Source organism: Parabacteroides johnsonii DSM 18315 (assembly GCF_025151045.1).
Lineage (GTDB): Bacteria > Bacteroidota > Bacteroidia > Bacteroidales > Tannerellaceae > Parabacteroides > Parabacteroides johnsonii.
The window spans coordinates 987,079-1,007,852 of record NZ_CP102285.1; the positions used below are offsets into that span (position 1 = coordinate 987,079).

The window sequence follows — 20,774 nt, forward strand, 5'->3', positions numbered from 1 at the left end:
AAACACTTTTAGAGTATGAAAGTAAAAAATTACTTATGGACACTCGCAGCAGCATTGACGCTGGTAGGGTGTAGTGACGATCTGGAGACCCAAAAGGGGGGACCGGAGGAAGGAACTGAGCAGGCTAAAGGAGAGTACTATCTCTACTTTTCCTTGGATACACCGGAAACTAAAGCCAGTGATAATCCTACAGGTGGTGAAGAAGGTGACGGTAACGAAGCTGGTACGTATGCGGAAAACTATGTAGAGAATGTAGCTCTGTTTTTTGTAGAACGGACTAAGGGTATTCAGGATGCAGGGGCTAAAATTGTTGGAAAACTGTTTATTGGTGAAGACGAATTGACGCATCCGGAAGAAACTGCGGCAACAACCAATTATGTCAAAACGATAGAACCTATTTTGATCTCGGAGAAGTACTATAGCGTTATAAAAGATGAAATTGATAAAAAAAATACTCCGAGATATGCGGTTCTTGCTATTACTAACTTGGCTGATGGAGATCAAAATGCTTTTTATGCAAAGATTACAGAAGGAACAAGTACTGTTAAAGACTTACAAGATGCTGTTATCGCAGAGGGTAAGACTAACAGCAACGGCGAAAAAGGATCTTTTGTCATGTCTTCATCTGGCGAAAGTTATGTCACTTTCGACCAATATAATAATAGCAAAGAATCTCCGGCAAGGTTGTCTGTAACAGTGGAACGTCTTTCTGCACGAATTGACTTTAAGGCTACACTTGTTAATGAACAGAAAGAGGCTAATGTCTATCCGATTTATGCAAAAGATAAGGATGGAAATACGGATAAGAAAAACCAAATAGCATCTGTACAATTAACAGAAATGGCAGTTGTAAATCAGTTTAAGGGAAATGTTTATGACTTTAAGAGAGTATCTGCTGGCGTAAATACTAATATGATTGAATGGTTAGGTGATGAAATGCCTATTGCAGGGGTACAGAAAAATTATGTGTTAGACTATGATTTCAAGAAGAAGACAATTGAAGCTGATGGTTCTGTAAGCATGAATTTGGAAGCTAGATCTATAATTTATAAAAATCCTGTTTTTGCTCGTGATACGAAAACGTATCCTACTTTGGCTGCCTACTGGGGGGAATATTTCAGTACAGGTAATGTTTATACTTTGACTGATGAGACTACTTATGAACGTGCTATGTATGTAAATGAAAATACAACAATTGCTGAAGCACAGAAAAATGGTTATTCAACAGGTGTTGTTTTCAAAGGTACTGCTACAATCTTAAAGGCTTACGAGAGAAAATTCGCTACAACATCACATGAAGAGGCGTATGTTGAAAAAATAGCTTGGTCAACTGAGGACTTGAAGGAGGACGATCTTGTATATATGTATAAAGGAATGCCTTATAAAGATCTTGAATCCATTCAACAACTTTTTGTTCAAAAACCAATGGGTGGAGAACTGGAAGGTGACGCTGTAGATAAAACTGCGACCGGTTGGGACTTTGCTGGAGAGGCCGGTGTAAAGGCTGTAGCTGAAATTAACTCTTTGGCTGAATTGGAAACTTATAAGGGATATTTTGCTTCTACGGATTTAGGCTATAGAAAGTATTTGGATGAAAAGTATGCAGAGTTAAAAAAGATTGCAGATGCAACCACGATCAACTGGGACGAGGTACAGGCTTACATTTCTTGGCAAACTTATAAGGATGATAAGTTATCATCTGAAGAGAACTTGAATAATCTTTATGATATTAAACAAGGAACTGTTACGGCTGTAGATTGTTATTACCCTTATTGGATCAGACACTCTAATAATATGGTTTCGTATGCTATGGGCATTATGGAATTCGGTATTGTCCGCAATAATATCTATAAGTTGTCAGTAAAAAGCTTGAATGGCTTTGGTATTACAGAGTTGGATCCTGATACTCCAGATGAGGATGTTGAATTATATTTGGAGGTAGATCTTTATGTTGAAGACTGGGTACTCCGCTACAACGAAGACATCGAACTCTAATAATTAACAAAAGATGAGAGTGTGTCAAAACTATCCTGTTCCCGCGCTTGACGCGGGATCGCATTAAAGCCAGTCATATAACCATCTGATTGATAAAGCTTGCTTTTTTTGCGGCCCCGCGAGGGGCGCGGGGACAAAGGGATTTTGACACACCCGCTCTTTTCCTTTTAAAATGAAAAACAGATTTTAAAACAAAGAATAATATGAACAGTTTTTTCCATAAACTATCTGTATGCCTTGGTGTGCAGTGCTTGTTGTTGGCCACTTCATGTGATTATATGTATGACGACGATCTGCCCCCTTGCGATTACCACCTTCGCTTCGTCTACGACTATAATATGAAGTTTGCGGACGCCTTCCAGAAAGAGGTGGAACATGCCACGCTGTTTATTTTCGACCAGTCAGGCGTTTTCCTGCAAAAACGGCAGATAGAAGGGGAAGAACTGAAACGCAACCGGATCGACCTGCCGCTCGATCCCGGCACCTACCAGCTCGTCACCTGGGCAGGGCTTTGCGACGACTGCAACCGGTGCAGCGAGATGCACCCCGGCACCTCGACCCTCGAGGATCTCTGCGTACGCACGCAATGTGACGAAAACCGCAACAACCCGAACGAGCTGTGCGGCCTTTGGCATGCCCTCGACACTTTGACCATCGAAAAAGACCAGACCGGCGAAAAAATCGTCAACTTGGCAAAAAATACAAACAAAGTTCGTCTGATCCTCCAGGACGCGAACGGCGAAAGCCTGAATGTCGACGACTTTGATTTCTCCATCACGGCAGACAACGGCCACATGCACCATAAGAACCAACTGATGGACGACGACAGCATCACCTACCTGCCTTACCTCCGCGAAAACGTGGAAGTCGGCGCCGTCTCGTCCTACGACGGCCTGCCCTCGCAGAAAGTGGCCCTCGCCGAACTCAACACCATGCGCCTGATGGCAGACGAAAACTATCGTCTGCTGGTCACCTACAAAAAACAGAAAGCCCCGGTCCTGAACGTCAACCTGAATGCCTATCTGGCCCTTACGAAGATGCTCGAACATTCGGACATGAGCGACCAGGAGTTCCTCGACCGTCAGGACCAGTATGCCTTGGTGCTTTTCCTCGCACGGCAGGATTGCCCGGAATGTCCTGATCCCGACCCAGATCCTGATCCTGATCCAGATCCAGATCCTGACCCAGATCCCGATCCTGATCCTGATCCCGACCCTGATCCCGACCCGACGCCCGACTACATCTATATGTGCATCGGCGTAGAAGTCAACGACTGGGTGATCCGCAACAACGATACAGATTTATAACCCCCTATATAAGGTCAGACCTATGAAGACATACTATTTATTAATTCATATATTACTCCTTTCGGCCGTGTGCGCCTCCTGCTCCAAAGAGGAAGGAGGCAACACGCCGGAACCGGAACTCCCCGCCACTCCCAAACTCAGCATCGAGCTGAACAGCCGGGATATTGCGACGAAAGCGGATGATGATTATACACCGACAAAAGAGCTTGAAGGGATCTACGATTATTACATCTATGTCGTCGATGCCGCAACCAACCAAGTGGAAGCAGCCGTTAGCGGAACAGCGCAATCTGTTGACAAAGTTTCGGTCGATGATATCGAAGTAGAGGAAGGCAAAAAATATGTTTTTGCTTTTGCCAATTTAAAGCGGATAGAAAGTGATCCTATCATAACCGATATTCTTAAATTAACAGAAGGAGCCTCGGCATACGGAATCCTGTCCAATGATCAAACAACACAAGCAGTCAGTTTTTTCGCCGGGAAGGAGACGAATCCGCTTTTGGTGGATGGAACACACCATATCCCGATGAGTGCATTGATGGATTCCACAGAAGTATCTGCGAAAGAGAGAGGATATGTGAAATTGGACCTATACCGAATGTTTGCAAAAATAGAATTCGAGTTCACGAACAAATATGAAGGTGAAGTCGTAATCGAAGAAATCAAGATGGACGGATTCCAGAATGGTAACGTCTATCTGATGCCGCATAAGTTTTTCCCGGCGATGGAAACTGAAATGGAAAAGGATGGTGTCGGTAATTATAAAGCCCAAGATAAACGAGACTATGCACCTTTCCTTCCTTCGGGTTCGTATGGGGAGATTGTACAACCTATCGTGTTGAACGGCGAAACTATAACGTTAGATGCAGCACCGAAAAAAATGGAAGGAAGCACACCTACTTATCCAAAAAGTTCCGGCCATATTTATTATGTCAACGAAACCGACCTGGCAACAACACGGGAGCAGACACCCTCAACTCGTTTCCAAATATCATTATTAATGACGATGGACGATGAGAAGGTTACGAAACCGATCTCTTTGCCCAACCACACCTATATCCGCCGTAACGACCACATGATCATCCCGATCACCATTAGCGACTACACCTTTGAACTGGCCGTCGGCAACAGCCGTGCCCCGATTGCCGGCTATCCCGACTATATGCAAGCAGGTGTAGCAGACGATTTCACCTGCACACTGGAATATGCCGGCAAGACAGAGCTGTTTTTCAATTTGCGGGATGTGACAGGAAAGTTGGTTGAGGGGCTGACCGAGAAGGATTATGACCTCACGTTGGTGGACGATCCGAACGGCCTGATCGCCAAAGATAGCGATGGCCAACCGGACCTCACACTCGAGTCCGTTGGCGATGGCACAGGCACTATCACAACGACGATCACAAACGCTTACGGAACAGCCATCCTGTCCCTGAAAATCAAACTGTTAGACCGTACCCTAAGCTACACAATCTACCTTGTACGTGAACGGGAAAACACAGGAAATTAATAACATGAATTTATACGCACATATATGAAACGAATCAATTATATAATCGGAATCTGTATCCTCGCCGCTTCGCTGATTACTGCTGCGACGCAAGGCGGTGATGTTTTTGATGGATGGAAGAAGTTGACGAAGGCGGGGGAAGAGGAGGTGCAGCCACCGCATAAACATCCTAATGCGTATTGGCGTTTTTGGGGGAAAGGTAATGGTTCATTAAATGTGGTAGTTGAAGAACCGGAGCCCTTTAAAGTTGTTAGTGGTGAGCCACTCATCATAGATACTGTTGAAATAGGAGAACAACAGAGCTGTGACTTAGACTTGTCTCAGATACCGGACTCTGCGTATACCTATTATTGTGTATATAGGGAAAGTGCTAATAGGTCTGACTCGATTGGTAGGATTGTATCATCTACATATAGTAATGATACAGTGAATACACAGATGCGTCCATATCAAGATCATGATTATTGTATTTGGTATTATGTAGATACTTATGTTGATTTAACAAAGAACAAAAATACTTATACTGCTACAAATATACTTGGGCCGGATACGTTTATATTAGAAGTAAGTACGAAAGATAATTATAAGTGTGTATATGCGAACCCCGATAACAATGGTAATGTTGTGGTTGGCCAAACCGGAGGATTTTTCTATAAACCATCAGAAGTAACACGATATAAAGTTGTAGTTGAGGATACACGAGTGTTGAAACATCCAAGACAGTATTGGAATGATTTAAGTAAAGTAAATGTAATGTATCCAGAAAGTGAGGTGGCAGAATCCAGTAAAGACACAACAGTAACAGGAAAGTTTTCCTTGAACATAAATCCGTTTGAAAATACTAAAGACGACAAGTTGGGAAATTATGACTATGCGTGTCTTGTGATTGATGATAATATAAGCTTTGAAGGTTTAACTACAGCTGGGGGAAATGGAGCTCCAAGGGAATATAAAACCAAGGATGGTAAAAAAATAGCAGTCTGGTACCGAACCACGACAAAGGATACATTGAATATTTCTTTTAAAGTAGGTTCTACAGTGGGCACTGACCCTGATACAACTGTTTGTGACCTTTATTATGGTAAAGGTCTTTTAAAGGTGGGGGACAATATACAACAAGCAGCCTCTATTTTGGATATATCCAAGATGGCAAATGTAAAAAAGTATACGTATACTATCTATCAAAAACCGTTGGATAAGTCTTTGGTAATCATAGATGAAAACAATATCCGCCATGAGAAAGTTGATACTTTATACGCGTTGCCGGGTGAAAAAATCAAGATATATCAGCAAGCTAATTCACTTGAAGGTATCAGTGGATATATTGCTTGGCATTCTCCAGAGAAGGACTATCTGTGGTATAAGAATCATATAGATTTTGCTGATGGTGGTTTTCAGTACTATCATAATGGAGTTGCTTTTTATAAAACAAAGGCATCAAATGGTACTACTCCTATGCCAGTAAGTTTGTGTTATATCTACTATACAGCGGATGAAAGGATGGAGAAAGATGAAGAAGTAACCTTATATTGGGATGCAAGCAGTATGCTGGGAGCGAAAGAGGTAACAGACGCAGAGGGCAATATAACGTTGTTCCCCCCTTCTCAAGTAACCATACGCCATAAATATATCATTAAACATGCAGAGAATAGCTCTGATAGGCTGCAAAAGGCTTTGGAGGAGCGTCGGCAGAGTAGTAGTTCAACAGATACAGAGCTGTTGAATAAAGCCGGTTTTTTTGAACAATTTGAAATACATACTCCATATAATGAGAATGGAAGTAATACGAGTTTCCGTTTAGTAGAGCCATTATATAATTATTATATTCCGGGTGGAACGTTTAATGGTGATGTCGATTATCAGGCTTGTGCCAATGCTGTGCTGTGGAAAGTATATGACGCTTCGGGCAATCCTGCGGAGTTTCTTGGACCGGACGGCACGTTTGTTACCGAGTTAATGCAATGGAAAAAGGGTTGGGGCGATGTGACTGGTGGCGGTACCGTAGAATGGCCTAATATTTTCTTTTGCCAGGGTTTGGGGAAAGATGCTGCAACTGCTAAAGGAACACTTCAGCAAAAGCAATTTTATATAACGGCGGAAGTCGGTCGTAAAAAAGATGAGTATACTGATGTTGACAAATGGTATCCGGTCTCACTTCTAACAGTTTATTTGGAGCCTTTTGCTGATTTCAAGACAGAACGGGAGTTAAAGGCTGCTGCTGAAAGTCCTCTGGATAACAATTATAAAGCGAGGTATCAAAGTGTAATAGAAAGAGATTATGTACTCTTGAATTCCATTACATTTGATGCACCTCCTAATGGGGAGGTGGACTATACCCCACTCATAGGCCTTAAAGGTGATGCTGAAAAAAATTATCGCTCCAGCACATTGCTTCCTGATGCATCAGAATATGCGGTAAGTGCGTCTTTTGCTTATGATGGTGTGCCAGGAGTAGAAGGAGTGGGTAGAGCCAGCGGTGCAAGAGGCGTTTATCGTGGAGAATATGCGCTGTTTAAGACATTGAATGTTCAAGGAGTGTCTGATAAAAATGCAAAGTATTTTGATTGGTTCGCTCAAGCAACTAAGAATGGTAAGGAGGGTGGTGATTATTTTGTCAAGGTTCACGATCGTCATTATGAACATAATAAAATTCATTCAGGGAATGAGTCGGAAATGGGTTTCTTCATGTATGTGGATGCGACAGAAATACCCGGGGTAATTGTAAAATTGCCAGTGGATAGTGGTGCGTTATGCCAGGGAACCCGTCTTTTGGTTACGGCTTGGGTTTGTAATTTGCAGTCAAAGTCAGAAGGTTCTATCGCTGCTGATCTTGGGTTTACCTTTAAAGGAATAACAGAAAAAGAAAATGAAGAGAGAGAAGAGACTATTCTGAATAAATTCTATACAGGAACAGCCAGGCAAGTGCCTGATACGGCTACTGTTAGCCAATCTGCAACAGAAAGTAATCCTTTAGAGGCCGAATGGCAACAAGTATATTTCTATTTCACGATCAAACCGGGGGAGGCCACTTATAACTCTTACCTGCTGGAAATAGCCAACAACTGCCGCCATTCGAATGGTGCGGACTTCGCGGTCGACGATATACGGGTTTACAAAATGAATCCGGAGCTGTATGTGGAACGTGAGGAGGCTTGTGATGAGAATGATCTCGTGGTGCGTACCGGATATGAACACATATTAGGTGTTTATGGAAAGACGGCTGAAAGTTCCGACGAAACAAAGGTAGACCCTGATCAGGATTCCTGGATGAAGCAGCTTTTGCATCTGGGGCTGAGAGATCATGAGTTTAATGTGTATTATTCGTTCACAGATGAGTATAAATTCAATGCGCGTGCAGATAGCGTCCATTGGTTGTTTTTGGATTATAACAATAATGGCGATCGCGCTTCGCATGGACGTGTAGTCGTTTCGACAAAGAAAGATTATTATAATGCATGGAATAATATAAATGACTCGGATCTGATTGATACGCATCTCTATGAAGAGAGTAGAAGAAGAAAACTTAAGGCTATTCTGGATTATAAGGGTTTGTATGAAAGGTATAGCAAAACAGATAAACCGAATACTGTTTTAACACCAGCGGAGTTAGCAGAAAAAGCAAAGGAACTTGACATAATAGATGATTTATATAATAGTAATCCTATAGATACAGCGACGATTATTAAACACGAAAAGTTTATCGAGCTATCTAAATATTTTTTCACCAGTTTAGGTATGACCCCTATCCAGTTATCTTGGCAAACGGTTGCGGACAAGAGTCGGGGAGTGATCTCGCTGGCCCATGTTACGAAAACGGTAGATGCCCCCGAGCAAACACAAGCGGATGGTGAAGGTACGGAAAGTGAGATCGATCACGAGAATGACAAACTGGAAGAAGGTACGCAATATCATGTCGGTCTGTTTAAAGATGAAGACTTTTATCTGAATAATGGACTCGTTCGAATGGACGAATGTTTCCCTGTTGCCGATTTCAAAGTTTCCTACAACGGTCTTTCTATTTTCGTTGATACTGAAACCGAGATTGATGATGCCTTTATTTGTTCATTCAGTTCTGTGAATCTGTCCGCCAAATTGAAGTTTAACTATCAGGGGAAAGAAGACTCTTTAACCGGAAAGGATGTTCCGATAGATTGGTATGTGGGAACCATGAAGGATAAAACGTATACTGATCTTACCGGTACTTCTGTCTCTTTGGAGGCAGCATTGGATGCTTTCCATGAACAGTGTGGTGAAAGTAAAGACTTCAGAGGAACGGTTGCTGATTTAAAAGATATGATAGACTTTGAGTATAAAGATTATCTGTTAAAACTATGTAATGACAGTTTATTATATCTCGACGAAAACGGCTTTTATTTCAGCGTAACAGATACCAGAAGAGATATAGTTGCCATCCCCAACAGACGGGCAATCGAATATGGAAGTACATATAGCTATGTTATCTGTACAGAACCTGAAGATTTCACAATCAAGGTGAACGAAAATGTTCCGGAAGCCTGGTTGGGACTTGATGAGATTGATTACGAAGAGGGTTTCCAACCGGCCATACGTTTGGGATTGAAGGATATTGAAAACAGTCGAGAAGAGGAACTGACAATTCCTATTCGCAAGGTCGTATTTTCTCCGAAAGAAGAGGAAGAGCTTAAAAAAGTAGACCATTTAGGTTTCGCCCGAGAAGTGGGTAAAGATTTTTACGATATCATATTTACCGGTGAATCTACTGACCCGGAATGGAAGAACGCTGGACAAGTAGCAGTTTTGGAATCTATTGTTGCGTATAAAGATGAACGGGAGGAAGAATTGTTGACCCTCCGATTTATCGATTTCACAAATGATCAGGATAGTCGTTTGCATGGTCTAACCTTCCGCGAAGGTTTCGAATACGAATTGCAGGTACGATTCCATGAATACGATGTGGAGAACAACTATCTGCAAGAATTTTGCGATGGTTTTATCAATTTCAAGATCAAGATTGTTCCGGAATATGTGACTTGGGCAGGATCGGAAGATAGCCGCAACTGGAATAATGATGCAAACTGGAGACGAGCAACTTTTGAAGAGTTATATAAAAAAGAAGAAGATCCTAACGGAACTCATACAGAATCTTTCTCCCCTATGGCATTCACAAAAGTGATGATTCCGCAGGAAGGAAAGAACCCGATTTTGCTGGATACAAAATGGGAAGAAGATGTTACTCCTTTTACAATAAAAGATTTGGAGGAAGAAGGAAATTCAGCAACCGACAATATCGAGCTCGATTTGATGGTTGACCGTGACGACCTCATTGCAAAACGCTTCTATGCCAACACCTGCGATGAGATTTACTTCAAACCCAACGCTACCTTGATGAGCCAGCAATACCTGACCTACGACACGGCCCGCGTAGAGTTTGAAATGGAAAAAGACCAGTGGTATCTGCTTTCTTCACCGCTTAAAGGTGTAGTAGCCGGCGATATGTATTCGCCCAAAACCGATAGTGGACGACAGGTAACAGATGCTTTTGCTCCGATCGTGTTTGACCCGAATAAGAACAACCGTTTCGCTCCGGCCTATTATCAGCGGAAGTGGGACAATACGGCTGTTTTGTATTTCCGGAATGAAGGACAAAACCCAGATCCGGATACTCATGATTCGTATATATCTGCTAATTGGAGTACGGAATATAATGATGCCGAGGTATTTTATACCCCAGGTTCCGGTTTCTCTGTTCATGTAGAGAATTTACCGGATAATGGAACTACTTCGTTAGTCCGACTGCCAAAGGGTGATACTTCATACGATTATTATTCAAATGGTGAATCTACTCCAGAGAAGCCGAATACTCAGAGTATTACAAGAGGTGATAACTATGGCCAGCTGAGTTTAGGTAAGGATGAAAAAACTATTACAGTTAATTTGGAAAATCAAACAGATGCCAATAAATATTTCTTGGCAGGTAATCCCTTTATGACTTACTTGAATATGGAAGTATTCTTAAAAGAGAATAATTTAGGATCAACTTATTGGCTCTTGAATGAAAAAGGAGAAACTGTTGTGACTCGTGTCTCTGAAGAAGGTATTCTTTCAAATATGCAAGAGGCAACGGCTGGTTGTGTGGCTCCAATGCAAGGTTTCTTTGTGTTTCGTGAAGAGCCTGTAACGAAAGTTGTTGCAATAGAAGGTTTGAAATATTCCACAGACATGATGCTTGCCGACAATATTTCTTCAGAAGAAGAGGCAATGACAAAGTCCGTTCCCTTAAGCGTTGTGCCTTCTCTATATATTGAGGCTGAACGCTCTGGACGTAAAAGTTCCCTCTCGCTGATTCAAAGAGAAAAAGCCGAGGTCGGATATAAAAAGGAGGAAGATGTGGCTATATTGCTGAATGTCAATCATCCGGCAACCCCGATTGTTTACTCGATCGCCGGTACGCAAGCCACCTGTATCAATGTAATCCCCGAAATGGCTAATATCCCGTTGGGCGTTTATAGTGAAGATGAGTCGGATGTAACGTTGCGCTTTGCCGGCCTCGAACACTTCGGCGACTCTCTCTACCTCTACGACGCCTTGAAGAATGAAGATATTTTGGTCGATTCGCGCAATGCGGAAGTGACGGTGCCGGGGGCTACGCATGGCCGTTATTTCCTGAATGTTTCACGTAGCATCCAGGTGGAAAGCCAGATACGCGTCTATACGCCGATGCCGGGACAGGTGGTAGTGGCCTCTACGGCGGGAGACCTGTTGAAGAGCGTGCGTGTGTATGATCTTTCCGGTAAGATGGTCTCCATATTCGATCATCTGAGCACGACGGTGCATCAGTTCTCGTTGCCTGCCGGATTTTATATCGTATGTGCGGAAAGTGAAAGCTGTACGGAGAAAAGCAAGATAAGCGTTCGCTAATTGAAAGCTATCATTGGAAAAACAACTGTCATACTATCATACTCTGTTATCAATCCATTAAAAATCAATGGATATATAGAATGATAGATGGTATGACAGTTGTTTTTTCTACTATCATACTATCATAACATCAAGCATATTTTTTACCAAAGTATATAGCTTATTATTAAGCAACTACCTGCTTTTCCCTTTTGACATCCGGGCCTCGCTACCTTCGACATCCGGGTCCGGGAGCCGTATAGATGGGGGGCGGAATTGAGCTTGAACGGGGGCTTGATGGAAATTTCTACCTGCTTTGTGCTAAATTTGTCCGCTACTTTCCGGATCAACCCAAAGGAAACAGACAAATCATGATAGTGGAATGATAGTTAAATTTGCTGCTATCATTCCTGTATTTATTGATATTCAATGGATATGTCGAAACTATGATAGTATGACAGTATATATCGCAAACTAAGAGTTCATGCTGTGACGTGATTGCCTATTTTATTATTTCAAATATTCAAGAAAAAAATGTTCGATTTTGTCAAACGGGATTGCCGATAGGTTGTCGTAAAGGTCGACATGGCTGGCACCGGGGATGATCAGTAACTCTTTGTTGTCACCCGTCAGTTTTTTGAATGCGTCTTCGCTGAAATAGCGGGAATGGGCTTTCTCACCATGTATCACGAGTACGGCACTGCGGATTTCGTCACTGTAAGCGAGTAGGGGCATGTTGATGAATGAAAGAGCCGATGTCTTGTTCCATCCTCCGTTGGAGTTGAGTGAGCGTTTGTGATAACCACGGCTGGTCTTATAATAGTCGTGATAGTCTTTTACAAACCAGGGAGCATCATCGGGCAGTGGGTCGATCACTCCACCGGCGAGTGCGTATGAGCCGCTTTTCGCGTCTGCCGTACGTTGTTCGTTGAGCTGGCGGCGAAGTTCATGACGCTGGTCGGCATTCATGGAGTCGAAATAGCCGTTTGCATTTACCCGGCTCATATCGTACATCGTGGAAGTGACTGTGGCCTTGATGCGGGTGTCGATCGCGGCAGCGTTGAGCGCCATACCTCCCCATCCGCAAATACCGATGATACCAATGCGTTCGGGATCGACATCATCGCAGGTAGAGAGGTAATCCACAGCTGCGCAAAAGTCCTCGGTGTTAATATCGGGAGAGGCTACATAGCGGGGTGTTCCACCACTCTCTCCGGTGTAGGAGGGATCGAAGGCGATGGTCAGGAAACCGAGTTCGGCCATTGTCTGTGCGTAGAGGCCTGCCGCTTGTTCTTTCACAGCTCCGAATGGGCCGGATACCGCGATAGCCGCCATTTTCCCATTTACATTCTTTGGTCTGTACATATCGGCGGCAAGCGTGATGCCATAGCGGTTGCGAAACGTTACCTTACTGTGATTCACTTTATCGCTCTTCGGGAAAATCTTATCCCATTCTTTTGTCAATTCTAAGTTTTCCATTACTATATTCTTTTTATCAGTTTGAATTATATTCTCTTCAATTATCCTGTTTCCAGCCTCCATTGTCGTGGCTCCAGCTATCAACAATGCCCATGTTATTATTTTTTTCATATCTTCCGTATTGATTGGGCCGGTATGCCACTAAAAATGGTATTGGCCGGCATATTTTTGAATTTATTGCATTGAATTTTTTGCAAAGGTCGGTATGTATTCTTTTTCTTTTTGTAGATAAATTACCGATATTATGCCCCGGATTACTGTTTTTGCTGATATACACTAACCTATTCGTTTACATCGTCAGCAAAATCTGTGTCCGGTTTAGAAATAATGAACCTTCTGACACCGGCTATTGGGAAAATATCTGTACATTTGTCGAAAATCTTTTATAAACGTAAAAACAAATAAACATGGAAAACACAAACTCTGCTTCAAAAGGGTATCTATTCCCTTTGGTTGTTATTGGCGTACTTTTCTTTATGATTGGCTTCGCCTTAGGTATTAACGGATTGATTATTCCGTTCCTGCGTACTGCATTGGATCTGACTACTGCTGAATCATACCTGGTTTTGGCAGCGACTTTCTCCACTTTTGTTATTTTCGGTTATCCTTGCGGACTTATTATCAAGGCGATCGGATATAAGAAGACGATGATCCTGTCTTTTCTGTTTTTTGCCGTCGGATTGTATTTGTTTATTCCATCTGCCGAAAATAAGAGTTTTTCCATGTTCCTGCTTGCCTCTTTCATAAGCGGTATCGGTAATACGATGTTGCAGGCAGCTGTGAATCCTTATATTACGATTCTGGGCCCGTTGGAAAGTGCTGCCACCCGTATGAGTATGATGGGGATTGCCAATAAGGCTGCTTGGGCGATCGCTCCGATTTTCCTTGGCGTATTCCTGAACCTGAGCGACGTGAAACTGGAAGATATCAAGATGCCGTTCTATTTCATTTCCGGTATTTTTGTCGTTTTGGGAATTCTAGTTGCATTTGTCCCGCTGCCGGAAGTAAAAGCGGAAGGAGAGGATGAAAACGATACGGAGTCGGCTGCCTCCGCTTATGCCTCCAATAAGACGAGCATCTGGCAGTTCCCGCACCTATTGTTGGGGCTGGTATCGTTGCTCTGTTATGTCGGCGTAGAGACACTCGCGATGGCAAGTATCGTGGATTATGCCAAATCGATCGGACTGGCGGACCCGCAGGTCTACACTTCGTATACGGTGATCGGTATGGTGGCTGGGTATCTGGTCGGCGTATTTTTCATCCCGAAATATATTTCACAGGAGAAAGCGATGTTTATCTGTGCGATTATCGGTGTGGCCAGCTCTTTGTTGGTCGTATTCCTTCCTGTACATGTTTCTATCTGGTTTGTCGCGCTGTTAGGTCTTGCCAATTCTCTGATGTGGCCGGCTCTGTGGCCATTGGCAATGAAGGATTTGGGAAAATTCACCAAAACCGGTTCTTCCTTGTTGGTAATGGCTATTGTGGGCGGTGCCATCTTCCCGTTACTGTTCGGCTGGCTGGCCGATGAATTTGGTGATTTGCAGCAGGCCTACTGGATCTGTTTCCCTGCATATCTGATGATTTTCTATTATGCGTTAAGCGGACATAAGATCCGTGTATAACCGGATCATTCAGAATACAAAATCTCCCGGAAGGGGATGTTTGTTAGTTTGCTCTCAATCCAAGCTGTGAAATCAAAGGTCTTGAGAAGCTGTTTTTCATATTTGTCCTGTCGGATACGTGTGATATCCTTTTGGTATTGTGCCCACAACTTTTCCCGATCTTTTCTATAGATGGGCAAGGGGTGGGCCATCAGGAAGCGGAAAAGTAGTTTTTCGGTGATATACATCTGCTTCTCGTAGCTGATTGTCCGCTTGATGGAGCTTACTTCGTTTGCAAAAAAGTCATAGTTCCCCAGTTCCGCTTGGATCAGGAGGTTGACGAGGCGGGCTGTTTTGTAGGACGGCAATGTATGGAAGGATTTGTCGGAGCCGAGTATCTTTTTCATACTCTTGCGAGCTTTTGACGGTTCTCCCAGGCAAAGATGAAGGATGGAAGAATAGAGAGCCAGCTTTAGCTGGGTTTCCGGTCTGGTCATGGATGCTTTCTTTGATAAAAAGTCGGTATGGGCTTCGGCAAGATGCGTTGCCGCTTCAAATTGTCCGGTGTTGAGCAATCCCGAAAGTTCATACAGGTAGGAGTGTCCTTGTACTTCCATCAGGAACTCTGTAGGGTGGTTGCCTGTGCCGATTTCTTTCAGTTTGGATAAGAAAAAAGGCATTTCCCGATATAATCCGGCAACATGCAGGCTGTTCAGTACCCCCTCTATAGCACTTAGGTAGTAGATCGGCGGGTTGAGGATCAGATGGCGGTTCGTTTCGAAAAGCGCGATCAGTTCCTGGTAGAAACGGATTGCCGATTTATAGTTTCCAGCATTCAGGTAATAGGTAGCCTGGAACAACAGGTGAAGTTTGTGTGCCTCGAATCCCTGGTAGGAATGGTTGGCGATCAGGTTCAGTTCGCTTAAAACAAGATCGTTCAGATTCTCTTTTTGCTTGTTCGAACGGGCGTACCCTTTATAGATGATGCGGTGTTTCAAAATATCGTATAGTTGCAGGTGGAGGTTCGTGTTGCGGGCATATTTCATCACGTCGTTGATTTGCATTTGCTTGCCGACCAGCTCTTTCTCGCTGATGCCTTCGAAGCCGAGCGTGCTCAGATATTTCAATTCCGTACGATAGATCAGGAGGAGCAGCGGGTCGTTTTCATATGTAGTGGCCAGCTTCTTTGCTTTTTCCAATTCGACAAATGCATTGTTGAAAAGCTCCCGTTCGAAAAGGATGCCGGCTTTTGTGATATAATTGAAAATTGTCGTCTGTATGTCCTGTTTTTCCCGCAATAGGACAAGGCAATCCAACAGTACCCGATAAAGATGTTTGGCCGCCATCTCAAAGCTTTTTTCGTTCACTTCGCTGCAAAACTTCTTGTGTATTTGTTCGGCGGAGAAATCTTCACAGGCCAGGTCGTATAAAACCATATAATGTTTATCCCCGTTTTGCAGGTTGGTATAGAGACGGATATATCGTTTTTCCGCTTTGGAAAGCGACTGAATCAATAGGATGATCTGGTTGAGCTTTGTGGCCTGTTTCATAAACTTATCTGCTTGTCTGTAAGTTATATGTCTGTGTATACTTTTTACAAAAGTAAGATTTGGGTTTATCTTTCCCAAAGAATTATGTGGAAAAAAGAAGTGATATATGTATTATATTTGTAACGCTTCATAATTTAATACGAAATAGAACATGGACACAACACAAACATCCAAGCGACAAATCCTGGTGGTCGGTAGCAGCAATACCGATATGGTTATAAAGGCCGCTCATCTGCCTCGTCCGGGTGAAACGATTTTGGGTGGAACATTCTTTATGAATCCCGGAGGAAAAGGGGCAAACCAGGCTGTGGCGATAGCACGTCTGGGAGGTCCCGTCACTTTTATATGCAAGACCGGAAGCGATATTTTTGGTCATCAATCACAGCAACTTTTTGAGGAGGAGGGCATTAATACCTCTTATGTCTTTTCGGATTCCGGGAACCCTTCCGGCGTAGCCTTGATCACAGTGGACGAAAAAGCGGAAAATTGCATTGTCGTCGCTTCGGGTGCGAATGCCAACCTTCTGCCGTCTGACCTGGAGAAGGCGGAGGAGGCTATCGAGCGAGCCGATCTGGTCTTGATGCAACTGGAGGTTCCGATGGAAACCGTATGTTTTGTCGCTGATATCGCTTGGCAAAAAGGGAAGAAAGTGATTTTGAATCCAGCTCCGGCACATCCGTTACCGGCGGATCTGCTCCGTCATTTATATTTGATCACGCCGAACGAAACGGAAGCGGAAATGATTACCGGCGTGAAGATCACAGATGAATCATCGGCTGGTGAAGCCGCCCGTGCCCTTTCGGGAATGGGAGTGCAGCATGTCATTATTACGCTGGGATCGAAAGGTGCACTTATTTATAGCAACGGAAAGGCCGAGATGGTTCCTGCCCTGAAAGTGGAAGCTGTCGATACGACTGCTGCCGGCGATGTGTTCAATGGTGCTCTGACTGTCGCCTTGTCCGAAGGGCGAAGCTTGAAAGAAGCCGCCCGGTTCGCTTGCAAGGCTTCGGCTATTTCGGTGACACGTGTTGGGGCGCAGTCGTCTGCTCCTTATAGGAACGAAGTGGATATTTTTGGTTGATATAAATCTTATCTTATTGCTAATCGTGCTTAAAGGTTATGTGTGTGCTGCCGATGAACAATATGTGACATTTATAAATTTAATAACATGAAGAAATCAATTCTTTTTATCTGTTTGGCTGCTTTGCTGGCGGCCTGTTCTGGAAAACCGGCTGCTACTGCTCCGGAAGAAACAATGGTGCAACCTGTCAATCTGATACTGGATACGGACTTGGGGCCGGATTATGACGATGTAGGTGCGATGGCTCTGATGCATGCGTTGGCAGATAGCGGGCAAGTGAATATTTTAGCGACTGTTTCGTCCAATAAGGACGAGCATGTCGTACCCTGCATAGAAGTGCTGAACACCTATTTCAAACGGCCGGATATCCCTGTCGGTGCTCCGAAAAGCGAAGGAGGTGCTTCGCTGACCACTTGGCATAAGACGAAGTGGACCGAAGAGCTTCCGGATCGTTATCCACATGAAACGGCAAAAACCTCGGATGCTCCGGATGCAGTGAAGGTCTATCGCCGGATTTTAAGTACGCAGCCGGATAGCAGCGTTGTGGTCTGTACGATCGGCTTTTTCACCAATCTAAAGGACCTTTTGCTTTCCGGTGGTGACGAGTATAGTCCGCTTTCCGGCCGTGATTTAGTTGCTAAGAAGGTGAAACGCGTGGTCTCGATGGCCGGTTTGTTTCCTGAAGGGAAAGAATTTAATGTCTATTGCGATACTCCGGCATCCCGTGTAGTGGCGGAGCAATGGCCTACAGAAATCATATTCAGTGGTTTCGAAATCGGGAATGTGATCTTTACCGGAAAGAAGCTGGTGCAGATGGATGTGAAGGGCAGCCCGGTGAAAGACGCCTATTTGCTTTGTTTTGCCGAAGGTGATCCGGACGGCCGGATGAGCTGGGACCTTACGGCTGTGCTGGTGGCCGTCAAGGGGTATGAACCCTATTATAATGTAGAGCGCGGGACATTCCGTGTCGTGAATGATGAAGGAGCCAATAGCTGGACACCGGACGGGAAAGGCAGAGACCTTCGCTTGATCGAGAAAGTACCGGCGGCGGAAATGGTTGTTCTGATTGAAAATTATATGATGCATCAACCTGTCTCAAAATAAGAAAGTTATGTTTATAGTACAAGATTATTCATTAGCGATCCTGTTTTGTGTTGTCACGATGCTCTGCTGGGGATCGTGGGGAAATACACAAAAGCTGGTCTCGAGGACTTGGCGGTATGAGTTTTTTTATTGGGATTATGTGATCGGCGTGTTGCTCTTTTCCATTTTTTCCGCTTTTACACTGGGTAGTTTCGGCTCTGAGGGACAAGGGTTTCTATTTAATTTGGCACAAGCCGATATGGGATCTTTAGGGAGTGCTTTCGTGGGTGGCATTGTCTTTAATGCTGCCAATATCTTGCTGTCGGCAGCTATTGCGATTTGCGGCATGTCGGTGGCTTTTCCGGTCGGGATCGGGCTGGCGTTGGTATTGGGCGTATTGGTTAACTATTTCGGAGCGGCTAAAGGAGAACCTTTGTACATCTTTATCGGCGTAGCCCTGATCACGGTTGCCATCCTGTTGAACGGGTTCGCGTATAAGAAAGCGTTGGTCGGATCGAAGAAAGTATCGGGTAAGGGTATCTTCATTTCTATCGCAGCAGGTGTGATCATGGCTTTCTTCTACCGTTTTGTTGCGGCTTCGATGGATTTGGGCAATTTTGCAGAGCCCTCACCGGGTAAGCTGACACCTTATACCGCTGTGTTTATTTTCTCTTTAGGCGTGTTTATTAGTAATTTCCTGTTTAATACGATTGCCATGAAGCGTCCGGTGGAAGGTGGGCCTGTTTCTATCTCCGGTTATTTCAAAGGGAATGCCAAAACGCATTTGGTGGGTATGTTGGGAGGTGTTATCTGGTGCATCGGTCAGTCTTTCAGCATGATCGCTTCGGAGAAAGCCGGGGCTGCCATTTCGTACGGTTTGGGACAGGGGGCGACGCTTGTATCGGCACTTTGGGGGATTTTAATATGGCATGAATTCAGAGGAGCTCCACGTTCTTCGGATTACCTGAATGCCGGAATGTTTGTCCTGTTTGTGATCGGGTTGGGCTTCCTTATTTATGCCGGAGCATGACGCCAGAGTCTAAAACAAGAGTGGTTCCGGGTGGAGTTACAATAATTTTGATGTGTTTTATCCCAGCTATAAGTTATTTATCGCGAAAAAGCCTTACATTTGTCTTAGTTTCTTGTTTATTGGATATGTACAAAACTAAAAAGCAGGCTTTATGAAAGAGGATAATGATATTTTCAAGAAGTTCCGGGACTCTTTTAGTAAGATTGACGGACATTTCCATATATTAGAACAGCGTGTACCCGTAGAACGGCAGATGGAGTATTTTAAATATTCGGAAAAGATCAGGAAAGATCAGGATAAGCCGGATATTTCGAAAATGGATTTTTCGGTTTTCGAGGATAGTCTGGACGATCCCGAATCGACTACGGAACATAAGAAGTATGTATTGTCTATGCTTGCTACCTCACGGCAGGTAAAAGCATACCGGATACTGGAAGAATATGCCCAAGCTCCGGACCCGGATGTGGCGGATTGGGCATATATGGCTTTGATGGAAAGCCGTATCGCTCTGGAATCCGAGTTGTCGGACGAGAAGCAGATTTACATCTCTACCGGCTTGGGAGGAAGAGGGGAAAAGTTGCGCTTTTATGTGCTGATCCTGGCGAATGAACTGAAACCGTTCCTGGAGTATCAGAAGAAAGTGATCGAACGTGAATTTCCTTACTCTCTGGAAAATGCGGATTGTGAAATCGAGCGGTTGACAATAGGTGAAAAACATATGGAACTGGTTTTCCTGATCCCGGTCCGGACAGATATCAAGCAAACGCTGGATAAGGTGATCAACGAATGTAACCAGTATGGGAACTTTCTTTCGCAGGTCTTCACGATAACGAACGTGAAGGAGCTGTCGGCCGAGGAAGTGGAAGAGATTATAAAAAAGAATGGAGGAAACAGTCAAGCAAGCCATTAAATATGGTATAGTGGGAGTGAGTAATACGGTGATAACCGCCGTTGTCATCTGGATCATGATGAAGTTGTTCGGATGTTCGGATGTCGTTTCGAACATGGTCGGTTATATAGCAGGCGTATTGAATAGTTTTATATGGAATAAGCAATGGACATTCCGGAGTTCGGCTGGATGGATCGGCAGTGCCGCTCGTTTCGGAGTCGTGTTCGGGGTGTGCTATTTGTTACAATTGGGGCTTTTAGTGTATGTCCTGAATCCACTCCTATCGATCGATCCTTATTATAACCAATTGATAGCAATGGCTTTTTACACGGTGATTAATTTTATCATGAATAAGTTTTATACGTTTAAGGCTTAA

12 protein-coding genes are annotated in these 20,774 nt (G+C 43.9%); 10 read left to right on the forward strand and 2 right to left on the reverse strand.

Annotated elements, in window-relative coordinates; all coding sequences use genetic code 11:
- Window positions 1–15: 15 nt before the first annotated feature.
- From NQ564_RS04105 to NQ564_RS04120, 4 genes are all read left to right on the forward strand, one after another.
- The gene (locus NQ564_RS04105) at window positions 16–1,995 is read left to right on the forward strand and encodes a fimbria major subunit (RefSeq protein WP_008147704.1); all 1,980 of its coding nucleotides are present in this window, start codon (window positions 16–18) and stop codon (window positions 1,993–1,995) included.
- Window positions 1,996–2,198: 203 nt separating this feature from the next.
- Window positions 2,199–3,302 (forward strand): FimB/Mfa2 family fimbrial subunit, encoded by a 1,104-nt coding sequence (locus NQ564_RS04110; RefSeq protein WP_039848066.1) that lies wholly within the window; start codon window positions 2,199–2,201, stop codon window positions 3,300–3,302.
- A gap of 22 nt (window positions 3,303–3,324) precedes the next feature.
- On the forward strand, window positions 3,325–4,809 hold the full coding sequence (locus NQ564_RS04115; RefSeq protein ID WP_087375485.1) for a hypothetical protein: 1,485 nt from the start codon (window positions 3,325–3,327) through the stop codon (window positions 4,807–4,809).
- Between the two features lie 24 nt (window positions 4,810–4,833).
- Entirely contained in the window at window positions 4,834–11,706 is a 6,873-nt protein-coding gene (locus tag NQ564_RS04120) for a T9SS type A sorting domain-containing protein (RefSeq protein WP_008147711.1), read from the forward strand.
- A gap of 489 nt (window positions 11,707–12,195) precedes the next feature.
- On the opposite strand, the gene NQ564_RS04125 is transcribed toward NQ564_RS04120, so the two are convergent.
- A complete protein-coding gene (locus NQ564_RS04125) occupies window positions 12,196–13,164 on the reverse strand; it encodes an alpha/beta hydrolase (RefSeq protein WP_227963220.1) in 969 nt (322 codons plus the stop codon).
- Between the two features lie 407 nt (window positions 13,165–13,571).
- On the opposite strand from NQ564_RS04125, the gene gluP reads away from it, so the two are divergent.
- The gene (gene gluP, locus NQ564_RS04130; RefSeq protein ID WP_008147721.1) at window positions 13,572–14,786 is read left to right on the forward strand and encodes a glucose/galactose MFS transporter; all 1,215 of its coding nucleotides are present in this window, start codon (window positions 13,572–13,574) and stop codon (window positions 14,784–14,786) included.
- Between the two features lie 5 nt (window positions 14,787–14,791).
- On the opposite strand, the gene NQ564_RS04135 is transcribed toward gluP, so the two are convergent.
- Window positions 14,792–16,315 (reverse strand): hypothetical protein, encoded by a 1,524-nt coding sequence (locus NQ564_RS04135; protein ID WP_008147722.1) that lies wholly within the window; start codon window positions 16,313–16,315, stop codon window positions 14,792–14,794.
- A 151-nt stretch (window positions 16,316–16,466) separates the two neighbouring features.
- On the opposite strand from NQ564_RS04135, the gene rbsK reads away from it, so the two are divergent.
- The 5 genes from rbsK (at window position 16,467) to NQ564_RS04160 (ending at window position 20,774) form a co-directional block, all read left to right on the forward strand.
- Window positions 16,467–17,396, forward strand: a complete 930-nt coding sequence (gene rbsK / locus NQ564_RS04140) for a ribokinase (protein WP_008147723.1) — start codon at window positions 16,467–16,469, stop codon at window positions 17,394–17,396.
- An 87-nt stretch (window positions 17,397–17,483) separates the two neighbouring features.
- Window positions 17,484–18,500 carry a nucleoside hydrolase gene (locus NQ564_RS04145; protein ID WP_008147724.1) on the forward strand — a complete coding sequence of 339 codons (1,017 nt, stop codon included), beginning with the start codon at window positions 17,484–17,486 and terminating at the stop codon, window positions 18,498–18,500.
- A gap of 7 nt (window positions 18,501–18,507) precedes the next feature.
- On the forward strand, window positions 18,508–19,509 hold the full coding sequence (locus NQ564_RS04150; RefSeq protein ID WP_008147725.1) for a GRP family sugar transporter: 1,002 nt from the start codon (window positions 18,508–18,510) through the stop codon (window positions 19,507–19,509).
- Window positions 19,510–19,660: 151 nt separating this feature from the next.
- Window positions 19,661–20,419: a hypothetical protein gene (locus tag NQ564_RS04155; RefSeq protein ID WP_008147728.1), complete on the forward strand. Its 759-nt coding sequence runs from the start codon at window positions 19,661–19,663 to the stop codon at window positions 20,417–20,419.
- Window positions 20,391–20,774: a GtrA family protein gene (locus NQ564_RS04160; protein ID WP_008147730.1), complete on the forward strand. Its 384-nt coding sequence runs from the start codon at window positions 20,391–20,393 to the stop codon at window positions 20,772–20,774. Before NQ564_RS04155 ends, NQ564_RS04160 begins: the two co-directional genes overlap by 29 nt.